The sequence below is a fragment of the Pseudomonas knackmussii B13 genome (genome assembly GCF_000689415.1).
Taxonomy (GTDB): Bacteria; Pseudomonadota; Gammaproteobacteria; order Pseudomonadales; family Pseudomonadaceae; genus Pseudomonas; species Pseudomonas knackmussii.
The window spans coordinates 3,433,443-3,452,873 of record NZ_HG322950.1 but is presented as its reverse complement, the minus strand read 5'-3'; the positions used below and the strand labels follow the sequence as shown (position 1 = coordinate 3,452,873).

22 protein-coding genes are annotated in these 19,431 nt (G+C 60.2%); 14 read left to right on the top strand and 8 right to left on the bottom strand.

Features of this window, described 5'->3' with window-relative positions; translation table 11 throughout:
- Positions 1-82 precede the first annotated feature (82 nt).
- Positions 83-382 (top strand): helix-turn-helix domain-containing protein, encoded by a 300-nt coding sequence (locus PKB_RS16090; protein WP_011489350.1) that lies wholly within the window; start codon positions 83-85, stop codon positions 380-382.
- A 25-nt stretch (positions 383-407) separates the two neighbouring features.
- Here PKB_RS16090 and PKB_RS16085 read toward each other — a convergent pair whose 3' ends face one another.
- The 8 genes from PKB_RS16085 to PKB_RS16055 all read right to left on the bottom strand — a co-directional run bounded on the left by PKB_RS16085 (position 408) and on the right by PKB_RS16055 (position 6,658).
- Entirely contained in the window at positions 408-1,319 is a 912-nt protein-coding gene (locus PKB_RS16085; protein WP_011489349.1) for a LysR family transcriptional regulator, read from the bottom strand.
- 21 nt (positions 1,320-1,340) lie between these two features.
- Positions 1,341-1,865 (bottom strand): MarR family winged helix-turn-helix transcriptional regulator, encoded by a 525-nt coding sequence (locus tag PKB_RS16080; protein ID WP_011489348.1) that lies wholly within the window; start codon positions 1,863-1,865, stop codon positions 1,341-1,343.
- Positions 1,862-2,548 (bottom strand): TetR/AcrR family transcriptional regulator, encoded by a 687-nt coding sequence (locus tag PKB_RS16075; protein ID WP_011489347.1) that lies wholly within the window; start codon positions 2,546-2,548, stop codon positions 1,862-1,864. The genes PKB_RS16080 and PKB_RS16075 overlap by 4 nt, the downstream gene beginning before the upstream one ends.
- Before the next feature lie 430 nt (positions 2,549-2,978).
- A complete protein-coding gene (locus PKB_RS16070; protein ID WP_038457521.1) occupies positions 2,979-3,923 on the bottom strand; it encodes an NAD(P)H-binding protein in 945 nt (314 codons plus the stop codon).
- Positions 3,924-4,068: 145 nt separating this feature from the next.
- Positions 4,069-4,488, bottom strand: a complete 420-nt coding sequence (locus PKB_RS29185) for a DoxX family protein (RefSeq protein WP_011489345.1) — start codon at positions 4,486-4,488, stop codon at positions 4,069-4,071.
- Between the two features lie 112 nt (positions 4,489-4,600).
- Positions 4,601-5,260 (bottom strand): TetR/AcrR family transcriptional regulator, encoded by a 660-nt coding sequence (locus tag PKB_RS16065; protein WP_011489344.1) that lies wholly within the window; start codon positions 5,258-5,260, stop codon positions 4,601-4,603.
- 21 nt (positions 5,261-5,281) lie between these two features.
- The gene (locus PKB_RS16060; RefSeq protein WP_020205766.1) at positions 5,282-5,692 is read right to left on the bottom strand and encodes a DoxX family protein; all 411 of its coding nucleotides are present in this window, start codon (positions 5,690-5,692) and stop codon (positions 5,282-5,284) included.
- A 480-nt stretch (positions 5,693-6,172) separates the two neighbouring features.
- Complete coding sequence (locus PKB_RS16055) at positions 6,173-6,658, bottom strand: MarR family winged helix-turn-helix transcriptional regulator (protein WP_020205767.1); 486 nt, start codon at positions 6,656-6,658, stop codon at positions 6,173-6,175.
- Between the two features lie 227 nt (positions 6,659-6,885).
- On the opposite strand from PKB_RS16055, the gene PKB_RS16050 reads away from it, so the two are divergent.
- The 13 genes from PKB_RS16050 to PKB_RS15995 all read left to right on the top strand — a co-directional run bounded on the left by PKB_RS16050 (position 6,886) and on the right by PKB_RS15995 (position 19,430).
- On the top strand, positions 6,886-7,299 hold the full coding sequence (locus PKB_RS16050; RefSeq protein ID WP_011489341.1) for a RidA family protein: 414 nt from the start codon (positions 6,886-6,888) through the stop codon (positions 7,297-7,299).
- 11 nt (positions 7,300-7,310) lie between these two features.
- Entirely contained in the window at positions 7,311-8,225 is a 915-nt protein-coding gene (locus tag PKB_RS16045; RefSeq protein ID WP_011489340.1) for a DODA-type extradiol aromatic ring-opening family dioxygenase, read from the top strand.
- A 44-nt stretch (positions 8,226-8,269) separates the two neighbouring features.
- On the top strand, positions 8,270-9,082 hold the full coding sequence (locus tag PKB_RS16040; RefSeq protein WP_011489339.1) for a DODA-type extradiol aromatic ring-opening family dioxygenase: 813 nt from the start codon (positions 8,270-8,272) through the stop codon (positions 9,080-9,082).
- 59 nt (positions 9,083-9,141) lie between these two features.
- On the top strand, positions 9,142-10,620 hold the full coding sequence (locus PKB_RS16035) for a 2-hydroxymuconic semialdehyde dehydrogenase (protein ID WP_043253136.1): 1,479 nt from the start codon (positions 9,142-9,144) through the stop codon (positions 10,618-10,620).
- Positions 10,610-11,062, top strand: coding sequence for a RidA family protein (locus PKB_RS16030; RefSeq protein WP_038457523.1), 453 nt, complete (start codon positions 10,610-10,612; stop codon positions 11,060-11,062). The genes PKB_RS16035 and PKB_RS16030 overlap by 11 nt, the downstream gene beginning before the upstream one ends.
- Positions 11,063-11,076: 14 nt before the next feature.
- A complete protein-coding gene (gene mhpD, locus PKB_RS16025) occupies positions 11,077-11,886 on the top strand; it encodes a 2-keto-4-pentenoate hydratase (protein ID WP_011489336.1) in 810 nt (269 codons plus the stop codon).
- Positions 11,883-12,647: a 2-keto-4-pentenoate hydratase gene (locus PKB_RS16020; RefSeq protein ID WP_011489335.1), complete on the top strand. Its 765-nt coding sequence runs from the start codon at positions 11,883-11,885 to the stop codon at positions 12,645-12,647. The genes mhpD and PKB_RS16020 overlap by 4 nt, the downstream gene beginning before the upstream one ends.
- A gap of 60 nt (positions 12,648-12,707) precedes the next feature.
- Positions 12,708-13,649 carry an acetaldehyde dehydrogenase (acetylating) gene (locus PKB_RS16015; RefSeq protein ID WP_011489334.1) on the top strand — a complete coding sequence of 314 codons (942 nt, stop codon included), beginning with the start codon at positions 12,708-12,710 and terminating at the stop codon, positions 13,647-13,649.
- A gap of 15 nt (positions 13,650-13,664) precedes the next feature.
- Positions 13,665-14,702 (top strand): 4-hydroxy-2-oxovalerate aldolase, encoded by a 1,038-nt coding sequence (dmpG, locus tag PKB_RS16010; RefSeq protein ID WP_011489333.1) that lies wholly within the window; start codon positions 13,665-13,667, stop codon positions 14,700-14,702.
- A gap of 111 nt (positions 14,703-14,813) precedes the next feature.
- Positions 14,814-15,314: an alpha/beta hydrolase family protein gene (locus PKB_RS30165; protein WP_049782196.1), complete on the top strand. Its 501-nt coding sequence runs from the start codon at positions 14,814-14,816 to the stop codon at positions 15,312-15,314.
- The gene (locus PKB_RS28780) at positions 15,218-15,706 is read left to right on the top strand and encodes an alpha/beta hydrolase (RefSeq protein WP_231401701.1); all 489 of its coding nucleotides are present in this window, start codon (positions 15,218-15,220) and stop codon (positions 15,704-15,706) included. Before PKB_RS30165 ends, PKB_RS28780 begins: the two co-directional genes overlap by 97 nt.
- 617 nt (positions 15,707-16,323) lie before the next feature.
- Positions 16,324-17,859, top strand: coding sequence for an efflux transporter outer membrane subunit (locus tag PKB_RS16000; protein WP_011489330.1), 1,536 nt, complete (start codon positions 16,324-16,326; stop codon positions 17,857-17,859).
- Positions 17,856-19,430: an MFS transporter gene (locus tag PKB_RS15995; RefSeq protein ID WP_011489329.1), complete on the top strand. Its 1,575-nt coding sequence runs from the start codon at positions 17,856-17,858 to the stop codon at positions 19,428-19,430. Before PKB_RS16000 ends, PKB_RS15995 begins: the two co-directional genes overlap by 4 nt.
- Position 19,431: the final 1 nt, after the last annotated feature.

Here is a 19,431-nt window from a genome sequence, read left to right as displayed (position 1 = left end):
CCCATATGATAAGCAAGAGTGAACTTTAACGTCTATAAATTTAACGTGGTTAATTTCAGAGGTTTGTCCGACGCTTCTGCAAATGCAGAAGCCCACTATTCAGCCAGGCCGCCCCGCTGGCACATCGACGTATGAATCCGAACCAGCGTTGGCCTTCGGACAGGCCGTGCGCGTTGCGCGCGTCGCTCAAGGTATTGCTCAAGACGAATTTGCATCCCGGGCAGGCATCTCGCGCTCGCACATGGGCAAGATCGAGCGCGGGGAGCACGTGCCCACGCTTCCTGTCATATTGAAAATTGCCATGGCGCTCAGAATAAGCGCCGCTGACCTGATGGCTGCAACGGAGCACTACCTTGGCATCGGCGCCCGGACCGATTCTTGAAGCTGAACGTCCGTGGTTGGCTCTGTCAGCCACCTAGATTCTCACGTAGGCGGACGAGATCACGCAGACGAACGATGAAGCGCTCCAACGACGCCGGCACGTCATCGCCGCCGCCGAGTCGGAGCAGATAGGTCGTGATTACTGCCGAATCCACCGCCAGGGGGCGGGTCAGCACATCTGGTCGTGGACTGACAGCAACCCTGGTCGCCGTCGTGAAGCCGACGCCAAAGCCCGCGCTGACCAAGGTAAGCATCATCTCCAGCGAAGATACGTGCTCGACCACATTCGGTTCGCGCTCCAGAAGCAGTAGAAGCCGAGCCAGTTCACGGCAGTAACCTTCGCACACCTGTGGATCGCAGAGTACAAGGGGATGGCCGCCGAGTTCATGGAGCGGGACTGCCTTGTGGGCAAGCAGCTCATGCCTGACAGGTACTGCGATCACCAGCGGGTCTTGCCAGATCGGCTCAGCAACAATGCCCTCGCCGACTTCGGCCGTGTGCGCGAACCCGAGGGTGAAGTCGCCGGCTCGCAGGCCACGCAGTTGCTCGGACAAAGGTACCTCGGACAAGCGGATCTCGATGTCTGGCTCTTCAGCGCGGCAACTGGCGAGAAAATCCGATAGCCAGGGATCGATCGCGCCATCGGATACTGCGATGCGCAGGCTGCCTCGCGAGCCCGCCGCAACGGCCTTGGCATTCTCTCTTGCTTGCTCCAGGACGGTGAACAATCGGCGAGTGTCTTGCAGGAACGCGGTGCCTGCTGCGGTCAACCGGGTTCCCCTGCGGTCCCGATCAAAGAGCAAGACCCCTAGCTCATCTTCCAACTCCTTGATGGCCCGGGATAAGGGGGGCTGCTCGATATGCAGACGTTCGGCGGCACGAGTGAAATGCAGTTCTTCAGCGAGGGCAACAAAGTAGCGAAGGTGACGTAGCTCCATGAAGCGCCCCCGATTCCCGTTTCACGGCCGTGGTTCTGTGAGGGACAACGGTTTGCTATCGAGGTCAAGTTGAAGCGCGTCCTGATTGCACAATTGCGGCAGGCGCAATAAGGCATGTATCTCGCTTTGTTTGAGCGCCTCCGTCAATTCCGCAAGCGCGGAGCGCCAATGAGACTTCAACTCGTCTATCGCCTTGTTTCCGCGCTCAGTCAGAACAATTTCGATCACTCTTCGATCGTGCGGGCGATCGGCGCGCTCTTGCGCCGCTCTCTGGATCATGCCCTTCTTCTCAAGCCGATCTAACAGCCTCGTCACCGAAGAGGAATCGACTACCAGACTACGAACCAACGTGCTGGGCGTACATGCTGGAATAGCCGACATGTGGTGTAGCGCCATCACTTGAACCGCAGTCAAACCAAATGGAGCAGCCAAGCGATTCAGCACTTGATTCCGTGCAGCAAAAAGTCGCGTGATGGCCGTAGAAAGCTCCATCAGCCGAAGGGCCGCATCAAATTGCTGTGTGCCGCTTGACCCACTCGTCATCATGATCGGGAGCGTTTACTGGACGCTTCCTCACGGCGGCCATAGGCACGCATGAATGTCACCACCGCCGCGTTCGCCCACTGGTCAATCTGCGCCGAGGAAGGCGCGGCATCCGGATGGGTCAGACACTGAAGCTGAGGCTCGCCCCGAACCAGGTTGATAAACAGACTGGCAGCCGTCTCACGGCCAATCTCACCAAGATCGACCTCACCGGATGCCGCTGCGTTAGCCAGTTGCTCGGCCACCATCGTCGTCATGACCTGCGGGCCAGCCAGGTAGAACGTCCGTGCGAGCTTGGGAAAGCGCGGGCCTTCAGCGATCACGACGCGAAAGACGGCCAACCCGCTGGGCGAAAGCACGATGTCCAGGTAGGCCCGGGCTAACATGGTCAACGTCTCTCGCAGCTTTCCAGGGCGGAACTCGATGCCATGCACCGTGTTCGTGAACGCCGCACATTCGGCCTCGATCACCGCTGTGAAGAGGGCTTCCTTGTTCGCGTAGTGTGCGTATACCGTGGACTTCGACACCCCAGCCTCGCGCTGGATCATGTCGGTAGTTGCCGCGCTGAACCCATGGGTCAGGAAGACGTGGCGTGCCGCGCGCAGGACGGTAAGAGCCTTGGCGTTCAGCTCGCCGCTGCTCGGTGGCAAGGTGGTCATGACTTGGTTAGTGCGTTGCATCTGCATGGAGCGGGATTCCCGACACAAGGGCCTAGATGAAGCATAGTACCAAACCGCTCGGTACGCTTCAACTTTGAATAGCACATTCCCTAGCGCGCCGGCGCATTGCTTATATCGACTTGTGAGATAGCTGCCAGTTTGATCTTAATTGCGCTATGGCACACCGAGCGATTCGGTACACCAGCGTGCTGCATCCGCCAGTGGTAGACGAGTAGTGTCTGGCCAGCGTCGGCGCAGTTCATTCCTGCCAGCGGGCTCTTCCGACCTTGACGAGGATGCCGCCAACGACTTGCCCAAAAGAGCTGCTGCGACAGCAGCCCAATTGCAGGCCACGCAGCTCGTGCTGTGGTGAGATGCCGAGATTGGCAGGCAGCGACGGCCGTCAATCGGATGAGGACAACGCAAAGCCGCGATCAGGGCTTTCCGTGAAGTGCGCCTAGAGGAATTGCACCGACGAAGGTGGGCGAGTGAAGGCGACATCCCGACTCCAACCGTATTTGCTGGCCAGAAGGACATCAATCCGTCGCTCTAAAAGGAACTCTCGCACTGCAACAGCGGGGTTGCCAGTCAGTTGCCTAACTCCTTCGCCGACAGCGTGAGCGTCGCCGCGCCGCATGATTCGGTCCGTTGCTACCAGTCCTGCTGCAATCGATGCCGGCACGCCGGCGCCCGTGAGCGTTGCCAGGACGACGTCGTCATCGACATGGGCAGGCTCGATGTGTGCACCAAAGATGAGGTTGATCTCGCGCACAAGTTCACCCATAGAAAAGTCTTGCGTGCCCGAAATAACCAAGTCAGCGCCTGGCAGAGTGTGTGCATTTAGTGCAGCAGCACTGGCACTGAAAGCGTCGTCACGTAAAACGTAGCTCGTACGGCCCTTGCCTGCGGAAGTCGGCCATACACCGGATCTCAGGGCTATCGGCAACCGATGAAAAATGCAGTCGGCCAGGGTGCCAATGCGTAAGATCGTAAATCCAATACCGCTTTGCGCAATGAGGCGCTCCGAGGCCAGATGCCGATATGCCCAGGGCAGCGAGACGGCCGCCACCGAGGGATAGATAAGGTGTTGTACGCGCTCCTGGATTGCAGCCTGCACAATCGCTTGTACCTGAGCCAAGTGGTACACGGCAGCATCAGCCCTACTGGCCGGCACTATCAAAAGTCGATCGACCCCATGCAGCGCATCTCTGAGCAAAGCGGCATCGTGAAAGTCGACTTTCAAATTCGTCGAGTGTCGTGAGGCAAGCTGGGTAACCTGCTTTGCGTGCAAGCCTTGTGCGACGATGGAGGTGGTTCCTGCGCCAAGCAGTACCTCTGCCATCCGGCGACTAGGCACGGCGCCAGAAGCAGTGAGGATGCGAATATAGGAGAAATCGAACATGATTAATTCCCGCGGCGTAGATCAAATCAGATGCCACCACAAGATAACAGCGCTCCGGCTGCAAAGCTCAATCAATGCACGAGCAACTCCAGCTTGCACCAGACCCGTCTAAACGCATGGGCCAACTAAAACGGCGGTTGGGCGCCTATTTGCCGGAACGAAGACGCTTGTGCAGGTGACCGGCAATGCTGGCAGCAATCAATCCGCCAATTAACGAGATGTGTTCAAGTGCAACATACAAGGCGGGCATTGCTTCCGCCTCGGGGAGAGCCCAAAAGCGATGTACCACAACAATCGTAAGGAACAAAAAAAAGCCCAGTGCTCCAGCGCCAACCCATAAGAGTCGATCCAGCAGCAATAGTGCAGACCCGCCTAGCATCGTTACGATCGTTGCTATATTGAACAGACCTTCTGGCGATAATCCAGCCCCTCGCATTTCAGCCAGCCCGCCCTCAAAGTCTATGAGTTTGGCCAATCCGGAGGATAGAAAAACTACCGCTAAAAGCACGCGGGCTACCAGCCAAAGCCAGCGACTACCCAGAATGGAATCGACGATGTTACGCATGCACTCTTACTCCAGTACGTGAGAATGGTCAAAAAATTGAGAGCACCGGCCTGCCGTCGGCTCAACCGTGAACCGCCAGAACACTGCTTCGATGTGCTCAGCCGACATATCCCTAGCCGTAGTGCGCAGTAAATGGGTAACCTTCATCGTGCTTCCCATATATTTTCATGAAGATATCTATTCCTCGTCTGACCCGCTGCGTTATCTCATTCGCTTTCATGGGTTGACGAACACCAAGCTTGATTTCGAGGTTAACGAACCCGAGCCAAAGACCGGTCAACGCATCGGCGGCATAAGCTGCGTCATCAGTTTCAATCTGACCGCTCGCTACAGCGTCCGCGATCATCTTCGTCAGCAAACGTTGACCGCGACCTGGGCCTAGATCAAAAAATCGCTTGGGTAGCTCGGTTTGATGGGCTTCCAGAGAGGCGATCAATCGATCCCAGCCGAGCAGGTCACGGTGGTTGATGAATCTGACGAACTGCACCCCAAACTCAAACAGCGCATCTGCGATGGGGGCCTTAGCCAGCCGGACAAGCTGCTCATCCGTGATGGTCATGTCCGACTCTCGTCGGATCACGGCTTCGATAAGAGCGTTCTTATCCGCGAAATTCGCGTAGACGGTCGCCTTTGCGATGCCGGCGCTCGCCGCGATTTCATCTATCGTGACGTCAGGACCGCGGGCCAGGAGCAATGCGCGTGCAGCGTCCAGCAAAGCTGTTTTCTTCGCATCGTCTTTCGGTCTTCCGCGGGGCCGTTTCTCTCTTGTCATGAAATGCTCCAGCTTTGCGTATCACGGCAAAGGCAGCGTCGAAAGAATGCCCGCAAGCATGAGGCCACCCACGACAGTGATGTGCTCAAGCGCGATATGAAACTCACCCGTGCGTTTTGGTTCTTCGAACTTCCAAAAAGGATGACCTATGGGAATTGTGAGAAGAAGAAAGACCGTCAAGCCAAAAGCACCAATCCATCCAAGTCCAGCGAAATTCGTGATCACCAGCGCCGAGCCAGTGAGCTGGGTAGCCATTGTTGCAATCGCAAATAAGCGAGGCGATGGCAAGTTTGCATCGATCATCTCCTGAACAATGACTTTGAAGTTGAAGACACCGAACAGGCCTGCCGTCCAGAACACGAAGGTCAGCACGACCTTGGCGACCACCAAGGTGACGGGATGAGTGAGCAGCGGCGTGAAGAAGCTTTCCATGGCGCACCAAGCACATTTAGCAGACTTGCGAGTATAGTAAATAGATTGAGCCAGGGCAAGGTACACGTGGCAAGTCGGAGGGACATGAGGCCCATGCGGGGTTTTGGGCGTGATTGCAGGCACGGGCTCGAACGAAGAACCATTGCTCCGTCGATGCAACGCCGTGCCCACTCTGGTAGAACACGGACTGTGCGAATGACGCGGCGGCGTCATCGCCCGGACCATGCGTGCACATGCCGTCCAATCGAGGACCGGAGAGCAGGAGCAGGGCCGACAGCGCCGGTCGTGATGCCAGCCTGGGCAACGCCGTCCCGCCAGTCTCCTCCGGCATCGGGCGCGCATCCATCGTGCTCCGTCACTTTGTCGAGCGGCAATGACGGAGGATGGACGATGACATGGAACTCACGCCTACTGACTGACGCTCATTGATGGAACACCACCTGAGCGGGGGAATGTCTCGGCTCAATTGCTCGCGTCCGATCAGGCTCGATCACTGTCTTCGGCGATCAAGCGTAGGCACTTGACGAAAAGGCCGCGGTACTCCTCTGGCAGGCGAGCGAGCAGCTGGTCTTCAACGGATCCATCGCGTGGCATCACTCGATTGAGCAACTCGATTCCCGCAGGTGCCACGTAGAGCTGGTAGGCGCGAGCATCGGAGGGTGATGGTCTGCGCTCGATCAAACCACTGCTGCTCATCCGTCGAACCATCTCGGCCACCGTGTTGCGATCCATCGCCAAGCGTTCAGATAGCGCGCTCTGGCTGAGGCCTGGCTCCTGGTAAAGCAACACCAGGGTCGCCTTCTGCCGTGGCGTGACCCCTTCCTCGGAAAACGCATTGGCGAAGATCTCCTCGGCCTTGAAGTGTGCGCGGCGTAGCAGGTGGGAAGGCACATCCTCAAGCCGGAAATGCCGAAGGAGGGCTTGAACCTCCTTCGTGAGAGCACGAGACGACGAGTTGGAATTCATTGCGGGTGGCAGTCGTATGTAGCGGTAGGTACTGAATATTACGATAGGTCCCATCATATTGACAATACGTCGTGTACGTACTATAGAGTGGACCCAGGAGGGGTTTTTTTGAGTATTTGAGGCGATAAACATAGGGTTATCACCTATATTCCGGTGCGTGGACGCCCCTTACGATAGTACGTATACGTTTCATACGGACGCAGACAATCAAAGGATCAGCGTAAACCATGCGAACCATCAAGCCAACGCCACAGGTTCTGTTGCGGCGCATCGAACGGTCAGACGCGCTCCCGCCCCCTCACTTCCGCTATTCGCCTGCAGTCCAGGTTGGCTCGGATGTCTATGTCTCGGGGCTTGTTGGTCTGGACCCGGCTACGGGCGGCCTGGCCGCTGAAACGGCTGCGGGGCAGACCCGGCAAATCTTCAGGAATATCCAAGCCCTCTGTGCGGAACAAGGTTGGTCCCTTGAGCGCGTTGTGGTGGCGCGTGTGTACTGCGCCGGCGAAGGTGCAGCAGATGGCATGAACGAGGTGTGGAGCGAATTTTTTACTCAGCTCGCTCCACCCGCCAGAACCTTCACGGTCGTGAAGTCCCTCCCGCTGGGTGCTGCGGTGGAAATCGAGTTTCAGTTGTCAATTTGAGGAGAACTGCTATGAACGAAGGCAAGATTCTGTCCGGCCTCTTGGCGCCCCATCCGCCGCATCTGGTCTATGGGGAGAACCCGCCTCAGAACGAACCGAGGTCGCAAGGCGGCTGGGAACCGCTGCGCTGGGCCTACGATCAAGTGCGCGAGAACATCGAGCATCTGAAGCCCGATGTTCTGATCGTCCATTCCCCGCACTGGATCACTCAGGTGGGCCATCATTTCCTGGGCGTACCTCGGCTTACGGGGCGCTCGGTCGATCCCATCTTTCCGAATCTGTTCCGCTACGACTTCGGCATGAACGTCGATGTGGAACTGGCCGAGGCCTGCTGCGAGGAAGCAACCAAGCTGGGTCTGGTCAGCAAGATGATGCGCAACCCGAGCTTCCGCGTGGACTACGGGACCATCACCACGCTGCACATGGTCCGCCCGCAATGGGATATCCCCGTGGTGGGGATCTCGGCCAACAACACGCCGTACTACCTCAACACCAAAGAGGGGCTGGGCGAGATGGACCTTCTCGGTCGTGCCACGCGAGAAGCTATTCGGAAGACGGGGCGGCGTGCAGTCCTTCTGGCGAGCAATACGCTGTCGCACTGGCACTTCCATGAGGAGCCTGCGCTGCCTGAGGACATGTCCAAAGAGCACCCGGAGCGCTACGACGGCTACTTGTGGGATGTACGCATGATCGAACTCATGCGCAAGGGCCACATGAAGGAAGTCTTCGAACTGCTCCCTCAGTTCATCGAAGAAGCCTTTGCTGAAATCAAGTCCGGTGCATTCACTTGGATGCACGCAGCGATGGGTTATCCCGAACTGGCCGGCAAGCTACATGGCTACGGCACCGTCATCGGCACTGGCAACGCGGTGATCGAGTGGAACCTTGAGGATGTCGGCCTTTCCCGTTTGGAGTCCGTGGCGTAAGCCGCCTGAGTCCACCATAAGCATAAGAAGCAGGAGACTTCAACATGACCATCGTTTCTGCATTCCTCCTCCCCGGCAGCCCACTGCCGCAGTTGCGGCCCGATATCACGCCTTGGGGGCGCATCCGCGAAGGCCTTTCGCGAGCCGGCAAAGCACTTGCTGAATCGAAACCCGACTGCGTGCTTGTTTATTCAACGCAATGGTTCGCGGTGCTTGACCAGCTGTGGATCACACGCGCGCGCAGCACCGGCGTGCACGTGGATGAAAACTGGCACGAATTCGGCGAGCAGGCCTTCGACATCCACTCGGACTGCGCCCTGGCCCAGCGCTGCGTAGACGCCTGCAATGCTGCGGGGATCAAGACACGCGGTGTCGATTACGACCAGTTCCCGATCGACACCGGAACGATCACCGCCACGACGCTGATGGGTTTCGGCTCAGCCAGCCTGCCGGTCGTCATCGCAGCGAACAACCTGTACCACAGCGCCGAGCAAACGGAGCAACTGGGCGCGATCGCCTCGGCTGCGTTGCAGGACAAGCGCGCGGCCGTGCTGGGAATAGGTGGCCTGTCCAACAGTGCGTTCCGCGAGAACATCGATCTGGAGAAAGACCACATCCTGTCCGAAGCCGATGACAAGTGGAACCAGCGAGTGCTGGCGCTCATGGAAAGCGGCGACATCGAGGCGATTCGCGCGATCCTTCCGCAGTACTCCACCGAGGCTCGCCCCGACATGGGCCTCAAGCACTTCTATTGGCTGCTCGGTGCCATGAACGCCAGTTTCAAGAAGGCGACGGTGCATGAGTATGCCCCGCTTTACGGCAGTGGTGGCGCTATTGTCCAGTTTGACGTCCAGTAGCGCATTATCGACAGGGCTTGCGGCGCAAGCCCAAATTTGCCTCCAAAGGAGCATTCGTTTTGAAGCAGTACAAAAACTTCATTAATGGCCGGTTCGTCGAGAGCGACAAGCGGTTTGCAGGGATCAATCCGGCGACCGGCGTTCGTTTCGCCGATGTGCACGAGGCCACCAGGGAGATGGTTGATGAGGCTGTCTCGGCCGGCCATCGGGCCGTCCGCGGCTGGGGCTCGGCCAGCGTCTCGGATCGGGCCGACATGCTGTATCGCATTGCAGACGAGATTGATCGACGCGCCGATGACTTCCTGACCGCCGAGGTCAGCGACACGGGAACCCCGGTGCCGCTCGCCTCAAAACTGGACATTCCCCGGGGCGCCGCGAACTTCCGCATCTTTGCGGATATTCTGAAGACGGCCCCGCTGGACACCTTCCGCACGGATCTGCCTGGCGGCTCCCATGCGATCAACTACGCCGTGCGCAAGCCCTTGGGCGTGGTCGGCATCATTTCTCCTTGGAACCTCCCGCTGCTCTTGTTCAGCTGGAAAGTCGCCCCCGCACTGGCCTGCGGAAATGCGGTGGTGGCCAAGCCATCGGAGGAGACGCCTGGAACCGCCACACTGCTCGCCGAGGTCATGCAGACGGTAGGGTTACCTGCTGGCGCTTTCAACCTGGTGCATGGCTTCGGCCCGAACTCGGCTGGGGAGTTCATCACCACGCATCCGGGCATCAATGCCATCACCTTCACGGGCGAGTCGAAGACGGGCACCGCCATCATGCACGCCGCTGCGGAAGGCGTGAAGCCCGTGTCGTTCGAACTGGGCGGCAAGAACGCCGCCATCATCTTCGCCGACTGCGACTTTGACAAGACCGTGGCAGGCATGACGCGCGCGGCATTCCTCAATAGCGGCCAAGTCTGCCTGTGCTCCGAGCGCATATTCGTCGAGCGGCCAATCTATGACCGCTTCGTGAAGGCACTTGCCGAACGCGCGAAACAGATCAAGCTCGGTGACCCCACCGACGAGGCGACGTGCATGGGGCCTGTCATCTCTGCCGCCCATCGCGACAAGGTGCTCAGCTACTACGCGCTGGCGCGCGAGGAAGGCGCAGAGTTCATCACAGGCGGCGGAACACCCTCTTTCGGCAACCAGCTCGATGGCGGCTTCTGGGTTGAACCGACACTACTCGCCGGCCTGCCCGACGACGCACGATGCGTCACGGAAGAGATTTTTGGGCCGATTGGTCACGTCACGCCCTTCGACTCGGAGGCAGAAGTTATCCAGCGCGCGAACGCGACGCCCTATGGCTTGGCCGCGACGATCTGGACGAGCAATGTGAACAAGGCTCATCGCGTCGCGCAGTCCATGAACGTGGGCGTCGCCTGGGTCAATGCCTGGTTCCTGCGCGACCTGCGAACCCCGTTCGGTGGCAGCGGCCTGTCGGGTATCGGCCGTGAGGGGGGGCTCCACTCGCTGAACTTCTATTCCGAGCTCACGAATGTCTGCATCCATGTAGATGCGCCGGATGGCTCCCATGACAGATAAGACCGTGAGCACGGGCGCTACATCGTCGGCCGTGGTTGAAGGCCGCTCGCAGCCGCGCGGCAAGTTTCCCCACATCAAGCGCGCCGGCGATTTTCTTTTTGTCTCAGGCACCAGCTCGCGCCGTCCCGACAACAGCTTTGTCGGCGCCGAGGCCGACCCCATGGGCGTCCTGGATGCAGATATCCGTGCGCAGACCCGCGCGGTCATCGAGAACATCCGGGCCATCCTGCAGCCCGCAGGCGCGGATCTGACGGATCTGGTCGAGCTGTCGGCCTACTTGGTCGATATGGGCGACTTCAAGGGCTACAACGAGGTTTACGCCGAGTACTTCGGCTACGACGGTCCAACCCGCACTACGGTGGCTGTCCATCAGCTGCCTCACCCGATGCTGCGCATCGAAATCAAGGCAGTGGCCTACAAGCCGCCGGCCCCAGACGCATAGAGGAAGGTTCTATCGTGACACCACAACAACGCGAAGAGGCCGCTCAGTCTCTTTATCAGGCGATGCAAAGCGGCAAACCGATCGCGCCCCTGCGCGACACGTTCCCGGACATGAACGTGGACGACGCTTACGCGATCCAGAGCATCAACACACAACGGCGAATCTCGCTGGGCCGGCGCGTGGTCGGTCGCAAGATCGGCCTGACATCCGTCGTCGTTCAACAGCAACTCGGTGTGGACGAGCCCGACTTCGGTGCTCTCTTCGATGACATGTCCTTTGGCGATGCCGAGACGATCCCTCTGTCGATTCTTCATCAACCGAAGGTCGAGGCAGAAATCGGCTTTGTCCTCGGCCGCGACCTGGACACGGAGCAGCCTACGCACCAGGAGGTCCTGCAGGCTGTGGACTACGTGGTTCCAGCGCTGGAAATCGTGGGTAGCCGCATCGCTGACTGGAACATCAAGTTCGTCGATACCGTGGCCGACAACGCTTCGAGCGGAGTCTACGTGTTGGGATCGACGCCGATTTCTCCCCGTGGCCTGGACCTGAGCTTGGTAGGAATGTGCCTGTCGCGCCGCGGGGAGCCGGTGTCTACCGGCGCAGGCGCGGCCTGCCTGGGCACCCCCCTGAACGCTGTGGTCTGGCTGGCGCGCACCATGTCCCGCCTGGGCAAGCCGCTGCGTGCCGGCGAACTCATCCTTTCGGGCGCGCTGGGCCCGATGGTCGCGGTCAAGCCGGGCGACGTGTTCGAGTGCCACATCAATGGCGTGGGAAGCGTTCGCACAGAGTTTGAATCCAACCAAATGAATGGAGTTGCGGCATGAGCGTGCACGAAGAAATCATCATCCGCCTGGACGACGCCGCAAGATACGCGCACGAGGTCCCACAGTTCGACACCGACAACACACTGAACCTGCCCGACGCCTACGAGATCCAGCGCGGCTCCATCGCCCGTCGACTTGAGCGGGGCGAGCGGCGTGTCGGCGTGAAGATGGGGTTCACCAGCCGGGCCAAGATGGTTCAGATGGGGCTGTCCGATGTCATCTGGGGCCGATTGACTGACGCCATGCAATTGGAGGAGGGCTCCAATGTCGAGCATTCGCGTTTCGTGCATCCCCGGGTCGAGCCGGAGCTGGCATTCCTGCTGAAAAAGCCTCTGGCGGGCAATGTCACCGGAGCCGAGGCGCTGGCGGCGGTCGAAGCGATTGCACCTGCTTTGGAGGTGATCGACTCCCGCTATCAGAACTTCAAGTTCACGCTGCCGGAGGTCATCGCGGACAACGCGTCTTCCAGCGGCTTCGTGGTTGGCGGCTGGCATTCGCCGGCCACGGACTTCGGCAACCTGGGGCTGGTCATGAGCCTGGACGGCCGCGCCGTGCAGGTCGGCTCCACGGCGGCGCTGCTCGGCGATCCGCTGCGCTCGCTGGTCGCCGCAGCGCGGGTTTCGGCCGCTGCGAACGAACCCTTGGAGGCCGGTTGGATCGTTCTGGCCGGGGGGGCGACGCCCGCGGAGTGGATCTATCCCGGTCAGCACATTTCGATGCGCATGCAGGGCTTGGGGAGCGTTAGCTTTCAACTGGTTTGATTGGGGTCTTGCGCGTCAAGCGCACCACCGCACTTGCAGCGTCTATATCTGGAGTTCTCTATGACCCGAAAATTCAAAGCCGCCATCATCGGCAGCGGAAACATCGGCACGGACCTGATGATCAAGATCATGCGTCACGGCCGTCACATCGAAGTAGGGGCCATGGTGGGGATCGACCCTGCCTCGGACGGTCTTGCCCGTGCTTCTCGCCTGGGCGTAGGCACCACACACGAAGGTGTAGAGGGTTTGACGCGTCTGCCCATCTTCGAGGAAATCGACTTCGTGTTCGATGCTACGAGCGCCGGGGCTCACGTCCACAACGATGCACTGCTGCGCAAGTACAAACCCGGTATCCGCGTCATTGACCTGACGCCGGCCGCCATCGGTCCGTACTGCATCCCCGTAGTCAATGGCAAACAGAACTTGGATGCGCTGAACGTCAACATGGTGACTTGCGGCGGCCAGGCAACTGTCCCCATGGTAGCCGCGGTCTCTCGCGTGACCCAGGTCCACTATGGCGAGATCGTGGCTTCTATCGCTAGTAAGAGTGCCGGGCCAGGGACTCGGGCCAACATCGACGAGTTCACCGAGACAACCTCAAAGGCCATTGAAGTTGTGGGTGGCGCATCGAAAGGCAAGGCCATCATCGTGTTGAACCCCGCCGATCCGCCCTTGATCATGCGCGACACCGTGTACACGCTCAGCGACGTGGCTGACGAAGCAGCTATTGCCGATTCGGTTGCCCGGATGGCCGCCGATGTCCAGAGCTACGTGCCAGGATATCGATTGAAGCAGACCGTGCAGTTTGATCGTGTCGAGAACCTGAACGTGCCAGGCGTGGGCCGCATCTCCGGCCTGAAAACCAGCATTTTCCTGGAAGTCGAAGGCGCAGCGCACTACTTGCCGGCTTACGCGGGAAATCTCGACATCATGACCAGCGCCGGCCTTCGCACAGCCGAACAAATGGCAGCACGGATGACGGCCGGGACGGTCGCCGCCTGAACGAGGAGCACAACGATGAGCATCAACGGGAACGCCGCAGCGTCCAAGCTTTATATTTCCGACGTCACTTTGCGCGATGGAAGCCACGCTATCCGCCATCAATACTCTGTGCCTCAGGTACGTCAGATCGCCCTGGCGCTGGACGAGGCCCGCGTTGACTCCATAGAGGTCGCGCACGGGGATGGCCTTCAGGGTTCGAGCTTCAACTACGGCTTTGGCGCTCACACCGACGTGGAATGGATCGAAGCTGTAGCCGATGTTGTGAAGCACGCCAAGATCGCGACACTCCTGCTGCCAGGCATAGGCACCGTGCATGATCTGCAGGCCGCGTACAACGCCGGCGCGCGCATCGTGCGTGTCGCCACCCACTGCACTGAAGCCGATGTGTCGCGCCAGCACATCGAACTCGCTCGCAAGCTGGACATGGACACGGTGGGCTTCCTAATGATGAGTCACATGTCCTCGCCGCAAGCTCTGGCTGAGCAGGCCAAGCTCATGGAAAGCTACGGCGCGACCTGCTGCTATGTCGTCGATTCCGGCGGCGCGATGAACATGAACGATGTTCGAGATCGTGTTCTCGCGCTGCGTGAAGTCTTGCAGCCGGAAACTGCCATTGGGATTCATGCGCATCACAATCTCAGCCTCGGCGTGGCCAATTCCATCGTGGCCGTAGAAGCAGGCGCTATCCGTGTCGACGCAAGCCTGGCTGGCATGGGCGCGGGTGCCGGGAATGCGCCGTTGGAGGTATTCATCGCCGCCGCGGAACGCATGGGCTGGCAGCATGGTACGGACCTGTACAGATTGATGGATGCCGCCGATGACATCGTTCGCCCTCTGCAAGATCGTCCAGTGCGTGTTGATCGAGAGACGCTCGCGCTCGGCTATGCCGGTGTCTACAGCTCATTCCTGCGGCACGCCGAGGCCGCCGGTCACAAGTATGGTCTGAAGACGGTCGATATTCTGGTGGAGCTTGGCAAGCGTCGTATGGTTGGTGGGCAAGAAGACATGATCGTCGATGTGGCGCTCGATTTGGCACAACAGACGACAACGTAGCTAGCGGTTAGACGAATGGCATCGGGGAGCAGCTACTCGCTCCGCTCTAGGCGTTTGGGAAAACGCATTACCCATGCCGAACCTATTGAGCCGATCCACAGGAGACTACATATGAAGCTGTATCGGGAGTTCACTACGCAAGAAGAAATCGACCTCCAATGCGACTGCGAGGCGCCCCAGGATATGCGCGCCATCTGGGAATGGGTCACGTCGCACAGCAAGCTGGCGCACAGCAAGCTGGCGCACAGCAAGCTGGCGCGCAGCGAGTTGGACTGCTATCTGGACGAGCGCTTCGGTCCCACCGTGGATGAGACTGTCGACATTTTTCCGTCCAGTCGCACCGGCTCGCCTCTCGTCGTCTTTATCCACGGTGGCTGGTGGAGCTCGACTACCAGCAAGGAATGGAGCCTTATGGCGCGCGGACTTGTACCGCACGGCGTAACCGTGGCGGTGACCAACTACACCTGTGCCCCAAGGCATCGATCGATGAAATCATCCGACAGAGCCGCGCTGCCGTGGCTTGGTTGTACCGTAACGCGCAGCGCTACAACGTTGATCCAGACCGAATTTACGTCGCCGGCCATTCCGCAGGCGGCCATCAAGTCGGCATGATCGCTCTCACTGATTGGCAAGCTGACTATGGTCTACCGCCAGACCTCGTCAAAGGCGATGTCCCTGTTAGTGGACTTTTCGACCTGACACCGTTCCGCTATTCGTGGTTGCAGCCCAAGCTCCAACTAGACCACGACACCATTTTTCGCCAAAGTCCCTTGTTCCATGTGCCGACCGATACCTCGCGATTCCCTCTGGTGATCACCGTCGGCGGCGACGAGCCTCCAGATTTTCAGCGCCAGTCGACTGCCTTTGCCGATGCTTGGCGCGCCGCAGGCGCACAGGTTCGCCAGTTGGATCAGCACAACTGCAACCATTTCACGGCAGTCGCGGGCTTCGAAGATCCGGAGAGCCGGCTCGTGCAGGCTGTGCTGGAGCTGATGGATGGATGAATAGCGCCCCCCGAAACGCTCGGTACCACGACCGATCTGGGCGTGCCGTGCAACTATTCCGGCCACCAACTCGCCCCGTGCTCCGGGCGCCTGATGGCGTCGCGGCAGGGGAAACCGCGCTGTGCTGACGCCGCTCGAAGTGATGCAGGTCATCAGAAGGCCCGCCGTGGTGATGGCGTCCAGCGCTGCGCCGATTCGCTCGAGAAATTTTGCTACTACGCCTACGCCAATTTCAGGCGCTGCGTGCCGCCGCTGCGTTGGTCAGCTAGTCGGCCACCACCGTTTGTATGGCCTGCCAGGCTGGCCAGAGTGAATGCCTCTGCAAGAGCCTGCGCAAGCGCGGCCTTCGGCGATCACAATGCCACAACCAACCAGTCCGCCGCTCGGCGGTATGGCGGTCATGGCTTGATCCATGCATCGCACCTGCTTGGGGTGTTTTGACACAACGCCCCGAAATCGGTATAGTACCAAACCGCTCGGTACGGTCAAACTCAACCACGCCGCCGCTGAGCATCCGAAGTTATGAGGATGCTCGGAATTTATTTGAACTGCTGGTTAACTTTTCTTTTATGTCAAACCGAGCGGTTCGGTACTATTCGTATATTGGGTGAACTTTCATGACGTCACAACCGCTGCTCTCACAACTGCTGCGACAGGCAGGCACGGCACTCTGCACGATCTCCCTGGTCGGTTGCGCGGTTGGTCCTGACTTCGTGAAACCCGACGACAGGCTCGCAGCCGTTCAACTGTCGCCCAGGGCGGACTACGCGCAGGCTCAGGAGACATCCGCCGCGAACTTCCCGTCTTCATGGTGGACGTTGTTCAACGATGACGTACTGGCGGATCTGCAAGCCCGTGCGCAGGCGGGCAACCTGAACCTGCAGATGGCTTCCGAGCGCATCGAGCAAAGTCGGGCGCAGTTGGGGATTGCCTCCTCGCTGCTGCTGCCCAGTGTGGGTGCTTCGGCGGGCTATTCCCGCGAGGCCATCAGCGAGCACGGCAAGTTTGCCGCGTTGGGTGCTCCGACGAGCGCGAGCGACTTCTGGCAGTTGGGATTCGACGCCAGTTGGGAACTCGACCTATGGGGCCGCGCGCGTCGATCGCGCGAAAGCGCCGCGGCCGCCTTCGAGGCCACGGTGTATGAGCGCGAGGCGGCACGCGTGGCCCTGTCCGCCGAGGTGGCCCGTACCTATCTCCAATTGCGCGGCACGCAAGCGCAACTGGACATCACCCGGCAGAACCTGGAGGTTGCCGATCGCACGCTCCGCCTTGCCGAAAGCCGTGAGCGCAATGGCGTCGCCACACGTTTTGAAACCGCTTCGGCGCGCGCGCAACTGGCAACGGTCGAGGCGCTGGTACCCGAATTGGTCCAGCGCCGCAACACGCTGATGAACGTCCTGGCATTGCTGCTGGGAGAGCAGCCGCGCGCCCTCGATGCGCAGTTGCTTGAAGCGATGCCTCTGCCGTCGCTTCCTTCCAATGTGCCGGTGGGCCTGCCCTCCGAATTGGCGCACAGGCGGCCGGACATACAGCGCGCCGAAGCCCAGCTCCATGCTGCGACGGCAGCCATCGGCGTCGCCAAAGCCGATTTCTACCCGCGAATCGGCCTCAAAGGCAGGGTCGGCGTCGAAGCCTTCGAGTTCAACGACCTCGACAGTTGGGATTCCCGGTTCTTCTCCGTCGGCCCCACGGTCTATCTTCCCATCTTCCAGGGCGGGCGTCTGAAGCAGCGCCTGGCGCTGAACGAGGCACGGCAAAGAACTGCCGCCATCGGCTACCGGCAGACGGTGCTGCAAGCCTGGCATGAAGTGGACAACGCCCTGGACGCCTGGGCAGCCCAGCAGAACCGCCATGCCGAGTTGGTGGTTTCGTACGAGCAGAACCAGCAGGCGCTGCATGCTGCCGAGCGCGGCTATCAGGAAGGCGCTGCCGACTACCTGAACGTCCTGGCCGCACAGCGCGGTGTCCTCGCAAGCCAGACCAGCCTCAATGCCAGCGCGACCAACGCCGCGCTCACCCTGGTCAATCTCTACAAATCCCTGGGCGGTGGCTGGGACCCCGGCGCATTCTCTTCCGAGCAGCAGACCGGCGGCGACGCGTCGCTGACGACCGCTGTGTCGTCGGCCACCTCGCAATCGAAGGTTGACCAATGAGCGCCGCAGCGTCGCAGTCGTCGACGGCGCCGCCGCCCGCGGCAACCGCTGCGGCAGCCCCTCCGAAGCGGGCGATTGCGGGACTGGTCGGCATCCTCATCGCGGCCATGATGGCCGGACTGAACAACCGCGTGGGCGCGCTGGCACTGGCCGACGTGCGTGGCGCGCTGGGCTTCGGCCTGGACGATGCCTCCTGGCTCACCACCGTCTATAGCGCGGGCGAAGTGATCGCCATGCCATTTTCAGCGTGGTTCGCCGTCACGCTTTCAGTGCGCCGCTTCGAGTTGTGGATGATTGGCACGTGCACTTTGCTGGCGGTGTGCATCCCCTTCATCCATGACCTCGATCTGCTGCTGGCCATGCGGTTTCTGCAGGGCATCGCCAGCGGCACAATGATTCCCGTGCTGATGATGGCGGCGTTGAAGTTTCTGCCGCCCCCCATCCGACTGCACGGACTGGCGCTGTATGCACTGACGGCCACCTTCTCGCCCAATCTCTCGATCTGGCTGGCGGGGCAATGGACGGATGGCCTGTTCGATTGGCGCTGGGTGTACTGGCAGATTCTTCCGCTCGCGGCGATTGCCGCCTTGACGATCGGATGGGGCCTGCCCAAAGACCCCATCCAGACAGACCGTTTCCCGCAGGCCAACTGGCCCGGTATGGCCTTCGGCGCACCGGCATTCGGCCTGATTGCCGTCGCCTTGGATCAGGGCGTTCGGCTGGACTGGTTCAATTCACCCCTCATCGTCGTCTCGCTGGTGGCCGGGCTGACGCTGCTGGGGGCCTATCTGCTAACGGAGTGGTATCACCCCACGCCGTTCATCAAGTTGCAGATGCTCAGCCGCCGCAACCTGGCGCTGGGCTTCACCTTGTTCATCTGCCTTCTGGTCGTGCTGACCTCCGGCGTGATGTTGCCAATGACCTTTCTCGGGCCACTGCAGAGCTACCGACCGCTTCAGATGGCACCGATCGGGCTGATCGTCGCGCTGCCTCAACTCGCCCTGGGTTCCGTGGTGGCGCTGTTCCTGTACCGGAAATGGGTCGATGCCCGATTCGTGTTCGCGGGCGGCCTGCTATTGATCGGCCTGGCGTGCTTCCTTGGCGCGCAACTGACTTCCGACTGGAACCGCGACCAGTTCGTGCTGACGCAGACGCTGCAAGCCTTTGGCCAGCCCATGGCGGTCGTCTCGCTGCTGTTCCTGGGTACCAGTGTCGTGCACCCCAGCGAAGGCCCGTATGTGTCGGGGAACATCAACACGCTGCGCGCCCTGGGGTCGCTAATCGGGGGCGCCGTGGTTGGGCAACTTGTGACCGTGAGTCAGCGGGTCCACGCGGAAATGCTGCTGGATCACGCTGCATTGGTAGGCAACTCCGTTCCGCTTGCCCTGGAGCCCGCTCAACTGATGGGAGTCATCGCCCAGCAGGCACTGGTACTGTCGGTCGCGGATGCCTATCGCGTCCTGGGCGTCTTGGCGCTGGTGATGGTCCCCTTCGTATTGCGACTGACCTACATTCCCGCTCCCATTTTGCAGGCCCCCGCTTCGCAATCCACATCGTCGTCCCAAGGATAGT